This window comes from Stutzerimonas degradans, from assembly GCF_024448505.1.
Lineage (GTDB): Bacteria > Pseudomonadota > Gammaproteobacteria > Pseudomonadales > Pseudomonadaceae > Stutzerimonas > Stutzerimonas degradans.
The window spans coordinates 159,818-178,083 of record NZ_JAMOHV010000001.1 but is presented as its reverse complement, the minus strand read 5'-3'; the positions used below and the strand labels follow the sequence as shown (position 1 = coordinate 178,083).

20 protein-coding genes are annotated in these 18,266 nt (G+C 67.7%); 16 read left to right on the top strand and 4 right to left on the bottom strand.

What is annotated here, in order from left to right; translation table 11 throughout:
- Positions 1-220: 220 nt before the first annotated feature.
- The 9 genes from NAV27_RS00870 to NAV27_RS00830 all read left to right on the top strand — a co-directional run bounded on the left by NAV27_RS00870 (position 221) and on the right by NAV27_RS00830 (position 8,654).
- On the top strand, positions 221-2,353 hold the full coding sequence (locus NAV27_RS00870) for a TonB-dependent receptor (protein WP_102828067.1): 2,133 nt from the start codon (positions 221-223) through the stop codon (positions 2,351-2,353).
- A 17-nt stretch (positions 2,354-2,370) separates the two neighbouring features.
- The gene (locus NAV27_RS00865) at positions 2,371-2,694 is read left to right on the top strand and encodes a hypothetical protein (RefSeq protein WP_043295187.1); all 324 of its coding nucleotides are present in this window, start codon (positions 2,371-2,373) and stop codon (positions 2,692-2,694) included.
- A gap of 31 nt (positions 2,695-2,725) precedes the next feature.
- Positions 2,726-4,249: a PepSY-associated TM helix domain-containing protein gene (locus NAV27_RS00860; RefSeq protein ID WP_102828268.1), complete on the top strand. Its 1,524-nt coding sequence runs from the start codon at positions 2,726-2,728 to the stop codon at positions 4,247-4,249.
- Positions 4,242-4,571 carry a DUF3325 family protein gene (locus NAV27_RS00855; protein ID WP_102828068.1) on the top strand — a complete coding sequence of 110 codons (330 nt, stop codon included), beginning with the start codon at positions 4,242-4,244 and terminating at the stop codon, positions 4,569-4,571. The genes NAV27_RS00860 and NAV27_RS00855 overlap by 8 nt, the downstream gene beginning before the upstream one ends.
- An 85-nt stretch (positions 4,572-4,656) precedes the next feature.
- Entirely contained in the window at positions 4,657-5,451 is a 795-nt protein-coding gene (locus NAV27_RS00850; protein WP_054093915.1) for a substrate-binding periplasmic protein, read from the top strand.
- 213 nt (positions 5,452-5,664) lie between these two features.
- Positions 5,665-6,438, top strand: coding sequence for an ABC transporter ATP-binding protein (locus tag NAV27_RS00845; protein WP_102828069.1), 774 nt, complete (start codon positions 5,665-5,667; stop codon positions 6,436-6,438).
- A 14-nt stretch (positions 6,439-6,452) separates the two neighbouring features.
- Positions 6,453-7,208, top strand: coding sequence for an ABC transporter substrate-binding protein (locus NAV27_RS00840; protein ID WP_043295181.1), 756 nt, complete (start codon positions 6,453-6,455; stop codon positions 7,206-7,208).
- A 64-nt stretch (positions 7,209-7,272) separates the two neighbouring features.
- On the top strand, positions 7,273-7,968 hold the full coding sequence (locus NAV27_RS00835; RefSeq protein ID WP_102828070.1) for an ABC transporter permease: 696 nt from the start codon (positions 7,273-7,275) through the stop codon (positions 7,966-7,968).
- Complete coding sequence (locus NAV27_RS00830; protein WP_054093912.1) at positions 7,965-8,654, top strand: ABC transporter permease; 690 nt, start codon at positions 7,965-7,967, stop codon at positions 8,652-8,654. Before NAV27_RS00835 ends, NAV27_RS00830 begins: the two co-directional genes overlap by 4 nt.
- Before the next feature lie 22 nt (positions 8,655-8,676).
- Here the strand turns inward: NAV27_RS00830 and NAV27_RS00825 are convergent, their stop codons facing one another.
- From NAV27_RS00825 to NAV27_RS00810, 4 genes are all read right to left on the bottom strand, one after another.
- The gene (locus tag NAV27_RS00825) at positions 8,677-9,927 is read right to left on the bottom strand and encodes an RNA polymerase sigma factor (RefSeq protein ID WP_102828071.1); all 1,251 of its coding nucleotides are present in this window, start codon (positions 9,925-9,927) and stop codon (positions 8,677-8,679) included.
- 2 nt (positions 9,928-9,929) lie between these two features.
- On the bottom strand, positions 9,930-10,286 hold the full coding sequence (locus tag NAV27_RS00820; protein WP_008569287.1) for a YciI family protein: 357 nt from the start codon (positions 10,284-10,286) through the stop codon (positions 9,930-9,932).
- Between the two features lie 86 nt (positions 10,287-10,372).
- Positions 10,373-10,822 (bottom strand): YybH family protein, encoded by a 450-nt coding sequence (locus NAV27_RS00815; RefSeq protein ID WP_054093910.1) that lies wholly within the window; start codon positions 10,820-10,822, stop codon positions 10,373-10,375.
- On the bottom strand, positions 10,800-10,955 hold the full coding sequence (locus tag NAV27_RS00810; protein ID WP_180981406.1) for a hypothetical protein: 156 nt from the start codon (positions 10,953-10,955) through the stop codon (positions 10,800-10,802). The genes NAV27_RS00815 and NAV27_RS00810 overlap by 23 nt, the downstream gene beginning before the upstream one ends.
- 131 nt (positions 10,956-11,086) lie before the next feature.
- On the opposite strand from NAV27_RS00810, the gene NAV27_RS00805 reads away from it, so the two are divergent.
- The 7 genes from NAV27_RS00805 (at position 11,087) to NAV27_RS00775 (ending at position 18,247) form a co-directional block, all read left to right on the top strand.
- Complete coding sequence (locus tag NAV27_RS00805) at positions 11,087-13,291, top strand: TonB-dependent receptor (RefSeq protein ID WP_102828072.1); 2,205 nt, start codon at positions 11,087-11,089, stop codon at positions 13,289-13,291.
- Positions 13,291-14,418, top strand: coding sequence for a PepSY-associated TM helix domain-containing protein (locus NAV27_RS00800; RefSeq protein ID WP_102828073.1), 1,128 nt, complete (start codon positions 13,291-13,293; stop codon positions 14,416-14,418). The genes NAV27_RS00805 and NAV27_RS00800 overlap by 1 nt, the downstream gene beginning before the upstream one ends.
- A complete protein-coding gene (locus NAV27_RS00795; RefSeq protein ID WP_180981407.1) occupies positions 14,415-14,591 on the top strand; it encodes a hypothetical protein in 177 nt (58 codons plus the stop codon). The genes NAV27_RS00800 and NAV27_RS00795 overlap by 4 nt, the downstream gene beginning before the upstream one ends.
- A 173-nt stretch (positions 14,592-14,764) precedes the next feature.
- A complete protein-coding gene (locus NAV27_RS00790; protein WP_102828074.1) occupies positions 14,765-15,910 on the top strand; it encodes an MlaE family ABC transporter permease in 1,146 nt (381 codons plus the stop codon).
- Positions 15,907-16,692: an ABC transporter ATP-binding protein gene (locus tag NAV27_RS00785; RefSeq protein WP_369805788.1), complete on the top strand. Its 786-nt coding sequence runs from the start codon at positions 15,907-15,909 to the stop codon at positions 16,690-16,692. The genes NAV27_RS00790 and NAV27_RS00785 overlap by 4 nt, the downstream gene beginning before the upstream one ends.
- Entirely contained in the window at positions 16,692-17,630 is a 939-nt protein-coding gene (locus tag NAV27_RS00780) for an MlaD family protein (RefSeq protein ID WP_008569279.1), read from the top strand. The genes NAV27_RS00785 and NAV27_RS00780 overlap by 1 nt, the downstream gene beginning before the upstream one ends.
- A complete protein-coding gene (locus NAV27_RS00775) occupies positions 17,627-18,247 on the top strand; it encodes an ABC-type transport auxiliary lipoprotein family protein (protein ID WP_102828075.1) in 621 nt (206 codons plus the stop codon). The genes NAV27_RS00780 and NAV27_RS00775 overlap by 4 nt, the downstream gene beginning before the upstream one ends.
- The last annotated feature ends 19 nt before the right edge of the window (positions 18,248-18,266 follow it).

Genomic DNA, 18,266 nt, shown 5'->3' with positions numbered 1-18,266 from the left:
AAGCCCACAAGAAACCCGCCTAGTGCGGGTTTTTTGTTGCCCGCGATTTATGCCTCTTCCTCCGCCGCTTCGCCGTTCTGCACCGTAAGCGGCTCCGCCGCGGTCTTGCCGCAACACAGAAATGCGAAATGTAAACGTATGTTAATGACATTGATTTGCATTTGATTTAAATTCCCGCCCCGATCTCGCCCACAACACCAACATCGGGAGCGTCCCCTTCGTGTATCGCCAATCCTGTCTGTGCCTGTCCATCTCGCTTGCGAGCCTGTCGCTCTGCTCGTTGCCGGCTGTTGCCGAAGAGGCAACCGAGCTCGAAGCGATCACCATCAGCGCGACGCGGGCGCGCAGCGAAGCCGGCAAGACGCCGCAGAAGATCACCGTGATCAGCCGTGAGCAGATCGAGCAGCAGCTGGCGATCACCTCCGACCACGGCGCCGTGCTGAGCAATCTGATTCCCTCCTACTCGCCCAGCCGGCAGAAGATGAGCAGCGCCGGCGAAACCTTCCGCGGCCGCTCGGCGCTGATCCTCATCGATGGCGTACCGCAGTCCACGCCGCTGCGCGACAGCCAGCGCGACGGTTATGTCATCGATCTGTCGATGGTCGAACGCATCGAAGTGATTCACGGCGCCAGTGCCGAGCACGGCCTCGGCGCCACCGGCGGGATCATCAACTACGTCACGCGGCGACCGGTCAGCGGCACGCTGCGCCAGCACGCGGGCATCAGTTTTACCGCACCCACCGATTACCAGTCCGAGGGTCTGGGGCACAAGCTCGACTACCGCGTGGAGGGCACGCAGGGCAACTTCGACTACCTGGCCTCCGCCAGCTGGCAGAGCCAGGGCATGTTCTACGACGCCAACGGCGACCTGATCGGCGTCGACGACACCCAGGGCGACGTGATGGATTCGACCAGCCACGACCTGCTACTCAAGCTCGGCTACTGGCTGGATGACAACCAGAACATCGGCCTGATGGTCAACCGCTACCAGGTCGAGGGCGAACACGAGTACGTCAACGTTCCGGGCAATGCCAACGCCGGCATTCCGGCCACCTCGCGCAAGGGCGACCCGCTGGGCAAGGCGCCGCAGAACGAGGTGCTGGCGACCAGCCTGTCCTACAAACACGCCGACCTCTACGGCAACGAACTCGGCCTGCAGCTGTACTCCCAGCGCTTTCGCGGCCGTTTCGGCGGTGGTTACAACGGCACCTTCCAGGACACCAGCATCGCCCCGGCCGGCAAGCTGTTCGACCAGTCGCAGAACGAGTCGGACAAGTACGGTGGCAAGCTGACCCTGAGCCGCGACGGCCTGCTGGACAATCACCTCAAGCTCACCGGCGGCCTCGACGTGCTGCAGGACACCACCAGCCAGCAGCTGATCCTCACCGATCGCGAGTGGGTGCCGGAGACGGTGTTCCGCAACTACGCACCCTTCCTGCAGGCGGAAGTTCGCCTCTTGGAACAACTGACCTTGTTCACCGGCGTGCGCCACGAGTTCGCCGAGCTTGAGGTCGACAGCTTCCGAACCATCGCCTCGACCAACCCGGCGCTGGGCGGCGTGGATGTCGAAGGCGGCCAGCCGAACTTCGAGGAAACGCTCTACAACGCCGGCCTGGTCTGGCAGATGAACGATTGGGCGCAGCTGTTCGGCAACTATTCCGAGGGCTTCGGCATGCCGGATGTCGGCCGCGTGCTGCGTGGCATCGGCACACCGGGCACGCGCGTGGACAATTTCCTCGACCTGCAGCCGATCGTCACCGAGAACCGCGAGATCGGCCTACGTCTGAAACACGGCCCGTTCGATGCCGAAATCAGTTACTACGAATCGGATGCCGACCTTGGCTCGCGCCTGGACAGCGTCGGCGGCGTCTACCAGATTCGCCGCGAACGCACCGAGATCGACGGCATCGAGTTCACCGGCGGCTGGCAGATCAACGACGCCCACCGCATGACCCTCACCTACGCGCAGGTCAACGGCCAGTCCGATACCGATGGCGACGGCGATGTCGATACCGATCTGGATGGCGCCAACATCTCGCCGGATCGCTACGGCCTCAGCTGGCAGGCCAACTGGAACGACCGGCTGCACAGCCTGCTGCAGGCCAACCACTACGCCAGCCGTGGGTTCGACCAGGCCGGGCTGAATTTCGACGGCTATACGCTGGTGGATGCGTCCGTCGGCTATCGTCTGCCGGTCGGCGAGGTCAGCCTCGGTATCGAAAACCTGCTCGATCGCGACTACCTGACCTACTACTCGCAGGCAGCCAACACCGGCTCGGACGTGACCCGTAACGGCCGCGTATTCAACGGTCGCGGGCGCACGCTCACGCTCGGCTATCAGGTCAGCTTCTGATTGCGCGGGGCTCCTCGATGAACACCACCCGCCAGGCCGGGACGGGCGGCCATCCGCGCGCTCGCCTGCTGCTGCGCCTGTGCGCGGCGCTCGGCGGTGGCTATCTATGCACCGTTGCGCTAGCCGCCGCTGCCGCACTGCTCGCCACGTTGCTCGGCATGCCGCGCAGCGAGGCGGTGTACCTGGGCAGCCTGCTCGCCCTGCCGCTGTACCTGGCGCTGTTGCTGTGGAGCTTCTGCGAGCCACGGCTGTGGCGCCTGTATGCGCTGCTGCTGGGCGGCACCGGCGGCGGTCTGCTGCTGCAGGCGCTGCTGAACGCCGCGCCTGCGGGTGGTCGCTGAGATGGAAGCGGGCGGCGGCGTGCGTCGCTCCATGACCTGGCTGCACAGCTGGGCCGGCGTGCTGCTCGGCGGCGTGCTGCTGGTGATTTTCTGGACCGGCTCGCTGTCGCTGTTCGACCGCGAAATCGACCGCTGGATGCAGCCGGCGACCCGCCTGCCCGCGCCACCGGTGGCGCTGTCACTGGATCGTCTGCTGCACGGCGAGGCCGAATCGTTGATCGCGACAGCACCGGCATGGACACTCAGCCTGCCGACGGCGCGCACGCCGACGCTGCAGCTGGACTACCAGGACCCCGTGCAGGGGCCGGTACGTCGGCATATCGATCCGCGCACCGGCGCACTGCTGCCCGACGAGGGCAGCTGGGCCGGTACGCGCTTCCTCTTCCCGTTCCACTTCAGCCTGCATCTGCGCTGGCGCGACCTCGGCTACTGGCTGGTGGGCGCGGCGGGCATGGGCATGCTGATGCTGCTGGTCTCCGGTGTGGTGGCGCATCGCAAGCTGATCGCCGAATTCTTCACCTTCCGGCCGCGCAAGCGCCTGCAGCGCAGCCTGCTCGATCTGCACAACCTCACCGGCGTGCTGGTGCTGCCGTTCCACTTCCTCATCAGCCTGTCCGGGCTGGCGATCTTCTGTCTGATCTACTTTCCCGGCGTGGCGCAGAGCCTCTATCCCGAGGATCGCACGCAGCTGCAGGCCGAGGCGCTCGGTAGCTACGCCCGCCCGGCCAGCGGCGTGGCGGCGCCGCTGGGTTCGCTGGATGCCATGCTGCGCCAGGCCGCGCAGCGCTGGGAGCAGGACGGGCAGCCCGGCGCGGCCTACCAGCTGCGCGTCTGGCATCCGGGCGATCGCGCCGCGTTCGTCGAGATCCGCCGCTCGTTCGCCCGTGAGGTGAGCATGAACGTCGATCGGCTGGTCTTCGACGGCGTCACCGGCGCATTGCTGCAGCAGCACCGCACGCCGCCGGTAGTAGGCGTGCAGCGCTTTCTCACCGGCCTGCATTTCGTCCAGTTCGAGCACTGGACGCTGCGCTGGCTGTACTTCGCCGGTGGCCTCGGCGGCTGCCTGCTGATCGGCAGCGGCCTGCTGTTCTGGACCGGTGCCCGACGCGCCCGCCACGCGCGCCAGGGACGCCGCGGCGCTTGGCTGGTCGAGGCGCTCACGGTCGCCGCCTGCGTCGGGCTGGTGATTGCGACGCTGGCCTTCTTCGTCGCCAATCGCCTGCTGCCGGTGGATATCGTCGCGCCGCCACGCCGCGCAACGCTGGAAGTTCAGGCGTTCTTCGGCGCCTGGCTGCTAGCCCTGGCGCATGCCGCGTGGCGACCGGCGCAGGCCTGGCGCGAGCAGCTGCAGCTGGCCGCGGGCCTGGCGCTGCTGGCGGTGCTGCTGAACGGGCTGACCACCGGTGACCACCTGCTGCGCAGCCTGAGCACCGGCCCGGCGGCGGTCGCCGGCATGGACCTGATGTTGCTGGCGCTGGCGGGGCTCTGCCTGCTCGGCGCGCGGCGCCTGCAGCGGTCCGCGCAGCCCATACCCAGGGAGCGAGCGATTGGCTGATCTCTGGCCGGCGCTGCTGGCCTTCCTGCTCACCTACCTGGCTTTCGCCCGGCTGGCGCTGGCGCAGCCGGTACACCGGCAGGCGGTCGCCCCCGGCGCCTCACCTGCGCGCTACACGCGGGCGACCAGCGCTACGTTGCTGGGCAGCAGTCTGGTGCTGCTGCTGGTGACCGAAGGCGGCGGTTTCGGCACCCTGCTCTGGCTGCTGCTGCTGAGCGCGGCGGCGTTCTGCGTGGCCCAGACGCTGAGCTGGAGGCCACATTGGCTGCGCTGGCTGCTGCGAACAGGCACCGAGCATGCCGACGCCAACGAACTGCGCTAGGCTGCTGCAACGAGCCGGGCAGAATGCCTTCACCGCCTCGTTGCCCCCCGGCACCCGCAGTCCGTTGTGCAAGCAGGAGCGCACCTTGTCGTCATCCCCCACGAAATCGCTGTGCGCGCTGGCGCTGATCGTGCTGACGAATCCGGCCGGCGCCTGGGAATTCGTCACCGAAGACTTTCCGCCGTTCACCTACCCTGCCGCCTCCGTCGGGCAGCGCGCGGCCTCGGCCGATACTGGCGGCGTGGCGGCGGCCGGTCCGTTCGTCGACATCGTCCAGGCCGTCTGCGCGCGGCTGCACCGCGATTGCCCGATCAGCGTATACCCGTGGCGCCGCGCGCTGGCGCTGGCCGAAGAGGGCAAGGTGGACGGCATCTTCACGGTGATCCACTCGCCGCGCCGCGAGCACGCCTTCCATATCACCCGCATGCTCACCACCTCGCGCTACAGCGTGTACGCCCCCCGCTCCAGCACGTTCGTCTACCACCAGCCGCAGGACATGGCCGGCAAGACCATCGGCGTCTATGGCCCCTCAGGTACCTCGTTCGCCCTGCGCGAGCGCCTGCAGCAAGTGCCCGGCGTCTCGATCCGACTGGTCGCGGACAACCGCCGCCTGTTGCGCATGCTCGAAGCCGGACGTTTCGGCAGTCAGGGGCTGGCGGTGCTCAATCAGGACGTGGCCTGGCACCTGATCGAAACCGAACGGCTCGATCAGCTGCGCGAGGTCGGCGAGCTGCAACCGGTGTCCTACGGCATCGGCCTGTCCCGCCAACGGGTCAGCACGGCGCAGTTCGAAGCCTTCGAGGCGCAGCTCGAGGCGCTTATCGCCGACGGCACGGTGCCGGCGATCCTGCGTCGCTACCAGCTCGAAGCGGCGTTCTGAAGCGACCCACTGCAACGCCACAGCACGGCGATGCAGGCAAATGGACACTTTTACGCCCGCATAGCCGGCCAGTTGGCCATTCTTCGCGCTTGGCGCATGCCCCGGTGCGTGCTAGGTTTGCGCCTCGCCAGGAGGGCGAGCAGCCGGCCGGAGCGCAATCATCCCGAATACCCCCGACCTGGCGGTTTCCGCCAGCCCGCAAGAGGTTCCCGCATGGCCGAGGCCATCCCCGCACTGGAAATCCGCAACCTGCACAAGCGCTACGGCGATCTGGAAGTGCTCAAAGGCATCTCGCTGACCGCTCATGATGGCGACGTGATTTCCATCCTCGGCTCTTCAGGCTCCGGCAAGTCGACCTTCCTGCGCTGCATCAACCTGCTGGAAAACCCCCACGAGGGCGAGATTCTGGTCGCCGGCGAGCAACTCAAGCTCAAGCGCGACAAGCACGGCGATCTGGTCGCCGCCGATGGCAAGCAGCTAAACCGCATCCGCAGCGAGCTGGGCTTCGTGTTCCAGAACTTCAACCTCTGGCCGCACATGACCATCCTCGACAACATCATCGAGGCGCCGCGCCGGGTGCTCGGCCAGAGCAAGGCCGAAGCCACTGAGGTGGCCGAGGCGCTGCTGGCCAAGGTCGGTATCGCCGACAAGCGCCACGTCTATCCGAACCAGCTTTCCGGCGGCCAGCAGCAGCGCGCGGCCATAGCCCGCACCCTGGCGATGCAGCCGAAGGTAATCCTGTTCGACGAGCCCACCTCCGCGCTCGACCCGGAAATGGTCCAGGAAGTGCTCAGCGTTATCCGCTCGCTCGCCGAAGAAGGGCGCACCATGCTGCTCGTCACCCACGAGATGAATTTCGCCAAGCAGGTCTCCAGCGAAGTGGTTTTCCTCCATCAGGGCCTGGTCGAGGAGCAGGGCACGCCCGAGCAGGTATTTGACAATCCGCAATCGACGCGCTGTAAACAATTCATGTCCAGCCATCGCTAAGGGAGCAACACCGCATGAAAAGCTATAAGAAGATCCTGCTGACCGCCGCTGCCTCGCTGATCATCGGCACCCAGGCATTCGCCGCGGAAAAACTGCGCATCGGCACCGAAGGCGCCTACCCGCCCTTCAACCTGATCGACGCCAGCGGCCAGGCGGTGGGCTTCGACCTGGACATCGCCCATGCGCTGTGCGCCAAGATGAAGGTCGAGTGCGAAGTGGTCACCTCCGACTGGGACGGCATCATTCCGGCGCTGAACGCCGGCAAGTTCGACTTCCTCGCCGCTTCCATGTCGGTCACCGAGGAGCGCAAGCAGGCCGTCGACTTCACCGACCATTACTACACCAACAAGCTGCAGTTCGTGGCGCCCAAGTCGGTGGACTTCAAGACCGACAAGGACTACCTCGACGGCAAGGTGATCGGTGCCCAGCGCGCCACCATCGCCGGCACCTGGCTGGAAGACAACATGGACGGCGTGGTCGAGATCAAGCTCTACGACACCCAGGAAAACGCCTACCTCGACCTCGCCTCCGGTCGCGTCGACGGCATCCTCGCCGACACCTTCGTGCAGTGGGAATGGCTCAAGAGCGATGCCGGCAAGGACTTCGAGTTCAAGGGCGAGCCGGTATTCGATGACGACAAGATCGCCATCGCCGTGCGCAAGGACAACGACGCACTGCGCGAGCGGCTGAACAAGGCGCTGGCCGAGATCATCGCCGACGGCACCTACAAGCAGATCAACGACAAGTATTTCCCGTTCAGCATCTACTGATCCAACCGAACCGAAGCCCGGACGTCATGCGCATGACGGACCGGGCTTCGGTGTTTGAGCCCATATGATTCCCGACCTTCACGGATTCGGTCCGGCCCTCGTCGCCGGTACCTGGATGACCATCCAACTGGCCCTCGCCTCCCTGGCGCTCGGGCTGGTGCTCGGCCTGCTCGGCGCCCTCGCCAAGACTTCGCCCTACAGCGCGCTGCGCTGGCTCGGCGGCACCTATTCGACCATCGTGCGTGGCGTGCCCGAGCTGCTCTGGGTGCTGCTGATCTACTTCGGCACCATCAACCTGATTCGCTGGATCGGCCAGCTGTTCGGCATCGAAAACCTCGCCCTCAGCCCGTTCGCCGCCGGCACCATCGCCCTCGGCCTGTGTTTCGGCGCTTACGCCACGGAAGTCTTCCGCGGCGCGCTGCTGGCCATTCCCAAGGGTCATCGCGAGGCCGGACTGGCGCTGGGCCTGGACAAGCGGCGTATCTTCCTGCGCCTGATCCTGCCGCAGATGTGGCGCCTGGCTCTGCCGGGGCTGGGCAACCTGTTCATGATCCTGATGAAGGACACCGCGCTGGTCTCGGTGATCGGCCTGGAGGAAATCATGCGCCGCTCGCAGATCGCCGTGACCGCCAGCAAGGAGCCGTTCACCTTCTTCCTCGTCGCCGCCTTCATCTACCTGTGCCTGACCGTCGTCGCGATGATCGGCATGCATTTTCTGGAAAAACGCGCCGGCCGCGGCTTCGTCAGGAGTGCCGCATGAGCTGGGAAGTCTTCATCAAATGGCTGCCGAGCTTCGCGGAAGCAGCCTGGCTGACCCTGCAACTGGTCGGCGTGTCGGTCATCGCCGGGCTGATCCTCGCCCTGCCGCTGGGCATCGCCCGCTCGTCGCGCCACCTGGCGGTGCGCGCCCTGCCCTATGGCTACATCTTCTTCTTCCGCGGCACGCCGCTGCTGGTGCAGCTGTTTCTGGTCTATTACGGCGCGGCGCAGTTCGACGTGGTGCGCCAGAGTGCGCTCTGGCCGTATCTGCGCGATCCGTACTGGTGCGCGATCATCACCATGACGCTGCATACCGCCGCCTATATCGCCGAAATCATCCGCGGCGCGATCCAGAACGTGCCGCCGGGCGAGGTCGAGGCGGCGCGCGCGCTGGGCATGTCGCGCAGCCAGGCGCTGTGGCACATCATCCTGCCGCGCGCCACGCGCATCGGCCTGCCGGCCTACAGCAACGAAGTGATCCTTATGCTCAAGGCCAGCGCGCTGGCCAGCACCATCACCCTGCTCGAGCTGACCGGCATGGCGCGCAAGATCGCCGCGCGCACCTACCTGCACGAGGAGATGTTCCTCACCGCGGGTCTGATCTATCTGCTGATCGCCTTCGTGCTGATGCAGGGCTTCAAACTGCTGGAGCGCTGGCTGCGCGTCGACGCCTGCCAAGGCCGCTGAGTCTGCCGGGCGGCGCCGCGGCTCAGTCGTCGCTGACGCGTTCCAGCGCCGCCAGCCGTTGCAGCAGGAAACGCCGCTCCGGCTCCAGCCGCACGCTCTGCAGCGCCATGCGATAGGCCTGCCGGGCTTCGGCGTGACGCCCGAGGCGACACAGCAGATCGGCGCGTGCGGCAGGCAGCAAGTGGTAGTCGGGCAATGCGCCGCGCGCGTGCAGCTCATCGAGCAGCGCCAACCCAGCCCCCGGTCCGCGATGCATGGCCAGCGCCACGGCACGGTTCAGTTCGATCACCGGTGACGGGCTGAGCTGCAGCAAGAGGTCATACAGCCGGACGATCTGCGCCCAGTCGGTTTGCGCCGCGTTCGGCGCCTCGGCATGCACCGCCGCGATCGCCGCCTGCAGCCCGTAGCAGCCCGGGCGCCGCGAGGCCAGTGCGCGCTGCACCAGCTGCACGCCTTCGGCGATCTGCACGGCATCCCAAAGGCGGCGATCCTGCTCGTCGAGCCGTACCAGCTCACCCGTCGCATCGGTGCGCGCGGCCCGCCGCGCATCGTGCAACAGCATCAGCGCCAGCAGGCCGCACACTTCCGCTTCCGGCAGCAGCTCGACCAGCAGCCGGCCAAGACGAATCGCCTCGCGGCACAGGTCCGCGCGCGTCAGCTGCGCTCCGGCGGACGCCGCATAGCCCTCGTTGAACACCAGGTAAAGCACCTGCAGCACGCTGTCGAGGCGCTCGGCCAGGGCTGAGCGCTCCGGTACCTGATAGGCAATCTGTGCATCGCGGATCTTCGCCTTGGCGCGCACGATACGCTGGGCGATGGTCGCCGGCGGCACCAGAAAGGCGCGGGCGATCTCCTCGGTGCCGAGGTCGCATACCGTGCGCAGGGTCAGCGCGACGCGCGCATCGGCGGGGAGCGCCGGATGGCAGCAGGTGAAGATCAGTCGCAGGCGGTCGTCCTGCAGCGCATCGGGATCGTCCACCTCGGCGCTCTCCTCCAGCTGTACGGCGAGCAATCGCAACGCCTGATCGTCACGGGAGCGGCGGCGCAGCGCGTCGATGGCCTTGAAGCGTCCGGCGGAAACCAGCCAGGCGCGCGGATTGGCCGGCACGCCGTCGCGCGGCCACTGCTGTACCGCCGCCGCGAAGGCCTCGTGCAGGGCTTCCTCGGCGCGGTCGAAATCGCCCAGCAGGCGGATCAGCGTCGCCAGCACCCGCCGCGACTCGGCGCGATAGATCGCCTCGACCGCCGCCGGCCCGCCCTCGGCGTCGCGCATGCTCAGCGCTGCGGCAGCTGGCGCAGCGGGCGTACCTCGACGCAGCCGAGGCTTGCCGGCGGAATCTGCGCGGCGATGGCCTCGGCTTCGTGCTGATCGGCCGCCTCGATCAGGTAGAAGCCGGCCAGTTGCTCGCGCGTCTCCGCAAACGGACCGTCGACCACCGTGGTCACACCGTCGCGCACGCGCACCGTGCGGGCGGTGCGGACCGACTGCAGCGGCTCGCCGGCCAGCATGTGGCCGCTGGCACGCAGTGCTTCACCGCAGGCGATGCAGCGCGCCACGAGCGCCTGCCACTGCTCATCGCTCAGTTCGTCGACCCGCTGTTCGTCGTAATAGATCAGGCACAGGTATTTCATCGTCGCTCTCCGGCTGTCGCCACCGCAGCAAAGCTAGCAGGCGACAGTCGGCGTGACGCCGCAGAGCGACGAACACCGTGCGCGGCTCAGCCGCCCGGCTGTTCTGCGTCCATGCACACCTGGCCGGTCTGCATGTCGAAGGGCATCGAGAAATGCTCGTGGATCACTTTCCAGTCACCGTCACGGCGCGCCCAGACCCGGCTGCCACGCATCCACGCGCTCTGCATCTGGCCCTCGGCGTTGGGGCCGCCGCAATGGTTGAGCATGCGGCTGTAGGCCAGCTCGCCGCCGACCTCCACATGCAGCTCATGGGTTTCGAAGAAACCCTCGCCCTGGCAGAACTCGAAGCAACGCTGCCAGTGCGCGCGGTAATCGGCCACGCCCTTGAATTGCAGCGGCCCGACGGCATCGAAGGCGACCAGCTCGTCGGCGTACTGGGCAAGGATGCGGTCCAGGTCCTTGGCGGCAATGGCGCGCTCGAATTCCTCGTGAAGCTGGCGGATGCGCGCTTCGTCATGGTGCTTTTGCTCGTTCATGTTGATCTCCTGTCGTCGGGTTGAACGGCTGTTCATCACCTGGTCGTTCGGCGCGCTCGGCAATCGACAGGCCGGCCGATTTTTTTTGCGACGCGAGGAATCCACGCGCCAGACGCCCGCCCAGCATTTCCACGAGGTGGCATCAGACGGAACACGGTTGCGAATTGTTATCATTAGAATATGATAGTGGCTCACAGATGGCACAGACTCCCAACTAACGTCGCGCCGTCGCCCTACGCAATCCAACGCCCGCTCAGGTCCGCCATGCCCACTCTCCGCTTGCCGCGTAAAACCGCACTGCTACCCGTTTGCCTGTTAGCCGGCTTCGCCAGTTCGCCGCTGATGGCCCAGCAACGGACCGAAAGCCAGGCACAGGACAATACCGGCGAGCCGGTGGAGCTGCAGTCCGTCGAGATCACGGCCAGCGCCGATGCCTCGGCCGAAGGCCTGACGCAGCCCTACGCCGGCGAGCAGGTGGCGCGCGGCGGCCGTGTCGGCATCCTCGGCAACCGCGACTACATGGAAACGCCGTTCACCTCGACGTCCTACACCTCGCAACTGATCCAGGACCAGCAGGCGCGCAGCGTCTCCGACGTGCTGCAGAACGACCCCTCGGTGCGCGTGGCGCGCGGCTTCGGCAACTTCCAGGAGCTGTACGTGGTACGCGGCTTCCCGGTGTACTCCGACGACATCTCCTACAACGGCCTCTACGGCCTGCTGCCGCGCCAGTACGTGGCCGCCGAGTTCATCGAGCGCGTGGAAGTGTTCCGCGGCGCCAACACCTTCCTCAACGGCGCAGCACCGGGCGGCAGCGGCATCGGCGGGGCGATCAACATCCTGCCCAAGCGCGCGCCGAACGAACCGCTGACCCGCCTGACCCTCGGCGCCGAGAGCGGCGGCCAGGCCATGACCCATGCCGACATCGCCCGCCGTTTCGGCGCCGAGGAGCGCTTCGGCGTACGCCTGAACGCCGCCAAGCGCGCCGGTGAGACCACCGTCGAGGACGAGGAGCGCACCCTCGACATGTTCGCCCTGGGCCTGGACTACCAGGGCGACAACTTCCGCCTGTCCGGCGACATCGGCCACCAGTACCACTTCATCGACCAGCCGCGGCCGAGCGTCACCCCCAACGGCGGCATCCCCAGCGCGCCGGACGCCGAGGACAACTTCGCCCAGCCCTGGACCTACTCGAAGGAGAAGCAGACCTTCGGCACCTTGCGCGCCGAATACGACTTCTCCGACGCAGTGACCGGCTGGCTCGCCGCCGGCGTGCGCGAGGGCGAGGAGAAGAACCGCCTGGCCAGCATCAAGGCCGGTCGCTCCGGCGCGGGCACCTTCTACCGCTTCGACAACGTGCGTGAGGAGGATGTCTTCACCAGCGAAGTCGGCCTGCGCGCCCGTGGCAACACCGGCGCCGTCTCCCACGAGTGGGTGATGTCCGCGGCGATGTTCGATCTGCAAGCACGCAACGCCTACGGCATGTCGGGCAACCTTGCCGCCGATATCCACGACCCGTTCGACGCGGCGATGCCAGGCACCACCTGGACCGGCGGCCAGATGTCCGATCCCGGCGTCACCGAACGCACCCACACCCAGAGCCTGGCGCTGGCCGACACCCTGGGCTTCCTCGACGACCGCCTGCTGCTCACCCTCGGCGCACGCCGCCAGGGCATCGAGGCCAAGAGCTACGACTACAACAGCGGCGACCGCCTGTCCTCCTACAACCGCTACAAGACCAGCCCGGTCGCCGGCGTGGTCTATCAGCTGACCGACGAGCTGTCGCTCTACTCCAACTACATCGAGGGCCTGGTCAAGGGCGACATCGCCCCGGCCAGCAGCGGCGGCGTGACCATCGCCAACGCCGGCGACGCGCTGGAACCCTATGTCTCGGAGCAGACCGAGGTGGGCATCAAGTACGACGGTGGCAACCTGGGCGGCAGCCTGGCGCTGTTCACCACCGACCGGCCATTCAGCACCGTAGAGAACGGCGTGTTCACCGATGGCGGCGAGCAGCGCAACCGAGGCATCGAGCTGTCAGTGTTCGGCGAGCCAACTTACGGCGTGCGCCTGCTCGGCGGCCTGACCCTGCTCGATGCCGAGCTGACCAGCACCCAGGACGGCCTCAACGAGGGCAACCGTGCGATCGGCGTGCCGCGCACCCAGGCCAACATCGGCGGCGAGTGGGACGTGCCGGGCAGCAACGGCCTGACCCTGACCAGCCGCGTGGTCTACACCAGCAGCCAGTACGCCGACGTGGCCAACGATATGCAAGCGCCATCCTGGACCCGTCTGGACCTCGGCGCGCGCTACCGCATGGTCATCGACGAGCGTGACGTGACCCTGCGCGCGCGCCTGGACAACGTCACCGGCCGCGACTACTGGGCCTCGGTGGGTGGCTACCCGAACGCCAACTACCTGGTCCTCGGCGCCCCGCGCACGCTGTCGCTCAGCGCCACGGTCGACTTCTGATGCAGGCACGCACCCTGCGTGGCTGGGGCTGGGTCCACAAGTGGTCCAGCCTCGTCTGCACGCTGTTCATTCTGCTGCTGTGCCTGACCGGCCTGCCGCTGATCTTTTCCCACGAGATCGAGCACCTGACCGGCAGCGAGATCGCCGCGCCGCCGATGCCAGAAGGCACGCCGCATATCGCGCTCGACCGGGTCGCGGCCGAGGCAGTCAAGGCCTATCCGGGCCTGGTGCCGCTGTACTTCTTCGCCGAGGAGGACCTGCCCGATCTCTGGTACGTCAAGCTCGATACCCGGGTGGATACCGACGAGAGCGAGTCGCGGCTGATCCTCTCCGATGCGCGCACCGGCGCCGTGGTCGACGTGCCGGCGTTCGACGAGGGCTTCATGAGCGTGATGTACCGCCTGCACGTCGACCTCTACGCCGGTCTGCCGGGCAAGCTGTTCCTCGGTTTCATGGGCCTGCTGCTGGTGGTGGCGATCGTCTCCGGCGTGGTGCTCTACGCGCCGTTCATGCGCAAATTGCGCTTCGCCGAGGTGCGTCGCGAGCGGGCGCCGCGCACACGCTGGCTCGACCTGCACAACCTGCTCGGCATCGTCACCCTGGTGTGGGCGCTGGCCGTGGGCTTCACCGGGGTGATCAACACCTGGGCGGACCTGATCTTCAAGGGCTGGCAGGCCGAGCAGGTCGCCGCGTTGCAGGCCGGCGACACGCGGGTACTGCTGACCGCCGATGCCAGTGATGCACCCGCTGCGGATGGCTCGCTGCAGACCGCGGTGGATCGCGTGCTGGCCGCCGCGCCGGGCATGGCGATCTCGATGATCGCCTACCCCGGCACGCTGCGCGCCACGCCCGAGCACGTCGCGGTGATCCTGCGCGGCGACACGCCGCTGACCTCGCGCCTGACCCAGGCGCTGCTGGTCGACCCGGCCAGCGGCGAGGTGCTGGAAGCCAGCGCGCGGCCCTGGTACGTCACCGCGCTACAACTGTCCGAGCCGCTGCACTTCGGCGACTACGGCGGCCTGCCGCTGAAGGTGCTGTGGGCGCTGCTGGATGTGCTCACGCTCGTGGTGCTCGGCAGCGGCCTGTACCTGTGGCTCAAGCGCGGTTCAACGGAGGTGCGGGGATGATGCGCATCTGGCGGTGGCCGCTGGTGATCGGCCTGCTCTCGCTGCTCGGCCTGCTCGCCGGGCTGGTTTCCGACGGCGTCGGTGACTGGCTGAGCTGGGCCACGCTGAGCCTGCCGGTAGCCATCGGCGCCAAGGCGCTGGCCGGCGGCCGGCAGACGCGGCGTGCCGGCTGAGGCGCCGGCAGGGGCGCATTCGCGGCCTAGTTATCGAGGGCGATGCCGCCATTCACCCCCGCCAGCCGCGCCAACGGTACGCCGCGCGGGCGGTGCTGCGCCGGCCGAGCTGCTAGGATGCTGACTGTCGCGATCGACGCGACGCACGCGCAGGCTGGATGGACAGGCCCTTCATGCACCCGACCTCATCGCCTCCCGGCACGCTGCAGCTGCAATCCGCGGCCCGATCCGCGCACCTGCGCATCGCCGGCGACTGGACGCTGGCGCACTACAACGCGCTGCGCGACGCCGTCGTGCGCATGGCCCCGCAGCTCGATGAGCACAGCACGGTGGAGCTGGACGGGCTGGGCGCACTGGATACCGCCGGCGCCGGCCTGCTGGTCGAGCTGCTCGGCCCGCAGCGCATCGCCGCCGTGGCGCAATGGGCACCGCAGCTGCCGGCCGAACGTCTGGCCCTGCTGCATACCGTGGCCGCGGCGCTGGATCGCCCCGCCGCCCCGCAGCCGGATCAGGGTTACGAGTTCGGTGACCTGCTGGCGCATATCGGCCGGACCATGCAGAACATCTGGTGCCAGCAGCGCGAGCTGCTCGGCTTCATCGGCCTGACCCTGCAGACGCTGCTCAGCGTTCTGGTGCGCCCGCAACGCTGGCGCCCGACGCCGCTGGTGGCGCACATCGAACAAACCGGGCTGGACGCCATCCCCATCGTCGCCCTGCTGACATTCCTGGTCGGCGCCGTGGTGGCGTTCCTCGGCGCCACGGTGCTGGCCGACTTCGGCGCCAGCATCTACACCGTCACCCTGGTTGGCTTCGCCTTCCTGCGCGAGTTCGGCGTGCTGCTGGCGGCGATCCTGCTCGCCGGGCGCAGCGCCAGCGCCTTCGCCGCGCAGATCGGCTCGATGAAGGCCAACGAGGAGATCGACGCGATCCGCGCGCTGGGCCTCAGCCCGGTGGATCTGCTGGTGCTGCCGCGGGTGCTGGCGATGCTGATCACCCTGCCGATCCTGACGTTCATCGGCATGCTCAGCGGCATCCTCGGTGGTGCGGTGGTCTGCGTCCTGGCGCTGGATATCTCGCCGACGCTGTTCATCACCATCCTGCAGCGCGACATCGACCTCAGCCATTTCCTCGTCGGCATCGGCAAGGCGCCGGTGTTCGCCTTCATTATTGCCGTGATCGGCTGCCTGGAAGGCTTCAAGGTCAGCGGCAGCGCGCAGTCGGTGGGCGAACACACCACCTCCAGCGTGGTGCAGTCGATCTTCATGGTGATCCTGATCGACGCCATCGCCGCGCTGTTCTTCATGGAGATGGGCTGGTGAACGGCGAAGCGCTGATCCAGGTGCGCGGGCTGGTGAACCGCTTCGGCCGCCAGACCGTGCACGAAGATCTCGACCTGGACATCCGTCGTGGCGAAATCCTCGGCGTGGTCGGCGGATCGGGCACTGGCAAGTCGGTGCTGCTGCGCAGCATCGTCGGTCTGCGCCGGCCGAATGCCGGCAGCGTGCAGGTGTTCGGCGAGAACCTGCTGCAGCTGCCGCCCGAGCGGCGCTCGCAGGTGGAGCGACGCTTCGGCGTGCTGTTCCAGCGCGGGGCGCTGTTCACCTCGCTGAACCTGCAGGAGAACGTCGCGCTGCCGCTGATCGAACATGCCGGCCTCGCCCGCGTCGACGCCGAGCATCTGGCGCGGCTCAAGCTGGCGCTGGCCGGTTTGCCGGCCGATGCCGCCTACAAGTACCCCGACGAGCTCTCCGGCGGCATGGTCAAACGTGCGGCGCTGGCCCGCGCGCTGGCGCTGGACCCGGAGGTGCTGTTTCTCGACGAGCCCACCGCCGGCCTCGACCCGATCGGTGCCGCGGCGTTCGACCAGCTGATCCTGACCCTGCGCGACGCGCTGGGTCTGAGCGTGTTCCTGGTCACCCACGACCTCGACACGCTGTACACCATCTGCGACCGCGTCGCGGTGCTGGCGCGCAAGCGCGTGCTGGTGGCCGACCGCCTGGAGGCGGTGCAGGACACCGACGACGCCTGGATTCGCGACTACTTTCATGGCCCGCGTGGCCGGGCGGCGCAGCAGGCCGCTCTTGTGCAGGAGAACTCCTGATGGAAACCCGCGCCCATCACGTGCTGATCGGCCTGTTCACCGTGCTCGCGGTCGGCGGCGCCCTGTTCTTCGCCCTCTGGCTGAGCAAGGCCAGCATCGACCGCGAGTACCAGTATTACGAGATCAGCTTCAACCGCGCGGTCAGCGGGCTGTCCACCGGCAGCTCGGTGGAGTACAGCGGCATCAAGGTCGGCGACGTCGAGCGGCTGTGGCTGGAGCCGGACGACCCGCGCAAGGTGCGCGCACGCATCCGCGTCTACGCCGGCACGCCGATCAAGCAGGACACCCGCGCGCGCCTGGCGCTGGCCAACATCACCGGCAGCATGGTCATCCAGCTGCACAGCGGCACGCCCGACAGCCCGCCGCTGCTGGGCAAGCGCGGCGAGCCGCCGCTGATCATCGCCGATCCCTCGCCGCTCTCCGCGCTGCTGGAGAACGGCGAAGACCTGATGAGCAACATCAACAACCTGTTGCGCAGCGCCAACCTGATGCTCTCCGAAGAGAACGCCGGGCGCATCGGCCAGACCCTGGCCAATCTCGAACAGGCCACCAGTGTGCTGGCCGAACAGCGCGGCGACCTCAGCCAGGCGCTCACCCAGCTCGCCGAGCTGGGCCGGCAGACCAACACCGCGCTGGAGGAAATCACCCGCCTGACGCGCAACGCTAACGGCCTGCTCGACGACGAAGGTCGCCAGCTGCTGGCCAGCGCCGGTCAGTCGATGGCCGCGCTGGAGCGTAGCACCTCGCGGTTGGACGCCCTGCTGGAGGACAACCAGGGCGCGCTGAACAGCGGCGTGAAGGGGCTGGGCGACATCGGCCCGGCGCTCAACGAGCTGCGCGGCACCCTCGGCGCGCTGCGCCGGGTCACCCAGCGGCTGGAAGACGACCCCAGCGGCTTTTTGCTCGGCCGCGAGAAGATCGAGGAATTCGCCCCATGATCCGCACAGCGCTGCACCGCTTCGCCCTGCCCGCTCTGCTGACGCTGCTGTCCGCCTGCTCGGTGCTGCCGCAGGCCAAGCCGGTGCGGGTCTTCCTGCTGCCCGGCGCGCCCGTCGCCCCGAGCACCACGCCGTCGACCCAGGGTGACCTGGCGCTGCGCGTGCACACCCCGCAGGCCAGCCGCATGCTGGCCAGCCCGCGCATCGCCGTGGTGCCGCAGGGTCATCAGCTCAGCGCCTACCAGGGTGCGCGCTGGGCCGATCCGGCGCCGCAGCTGCTGCGCGACCGGCTGATCGAAGCCTTGCGCGCCAGCGGCCGGCTGGCTTCGGTGAGCAGCGACGACAGCAACCTGCAGGCCGACCTCGAGCTGATTGGCGATCTGCGCGCATTCCAGAGCGTCTATCAGGATGGCACGCCGCAGGTGCTGATCCGCCTCGACGCCACACTGGTGGACAGCGCCAGCCGCCGCGGCCTCGCCAGCCGGCACTTCGAGATTCGCCAACCCAGTACCGACGCACAGCTGGAGAGCGTGGTCGAGGCCTTCGGCCAGGCCAGCGACGAGCTGAGCCGCCAGCTGCTCGCCTGGATGCTGGCGCAGCAGACCGGCGACCGTTGAGCCGCCGGCGCCGCCTTGG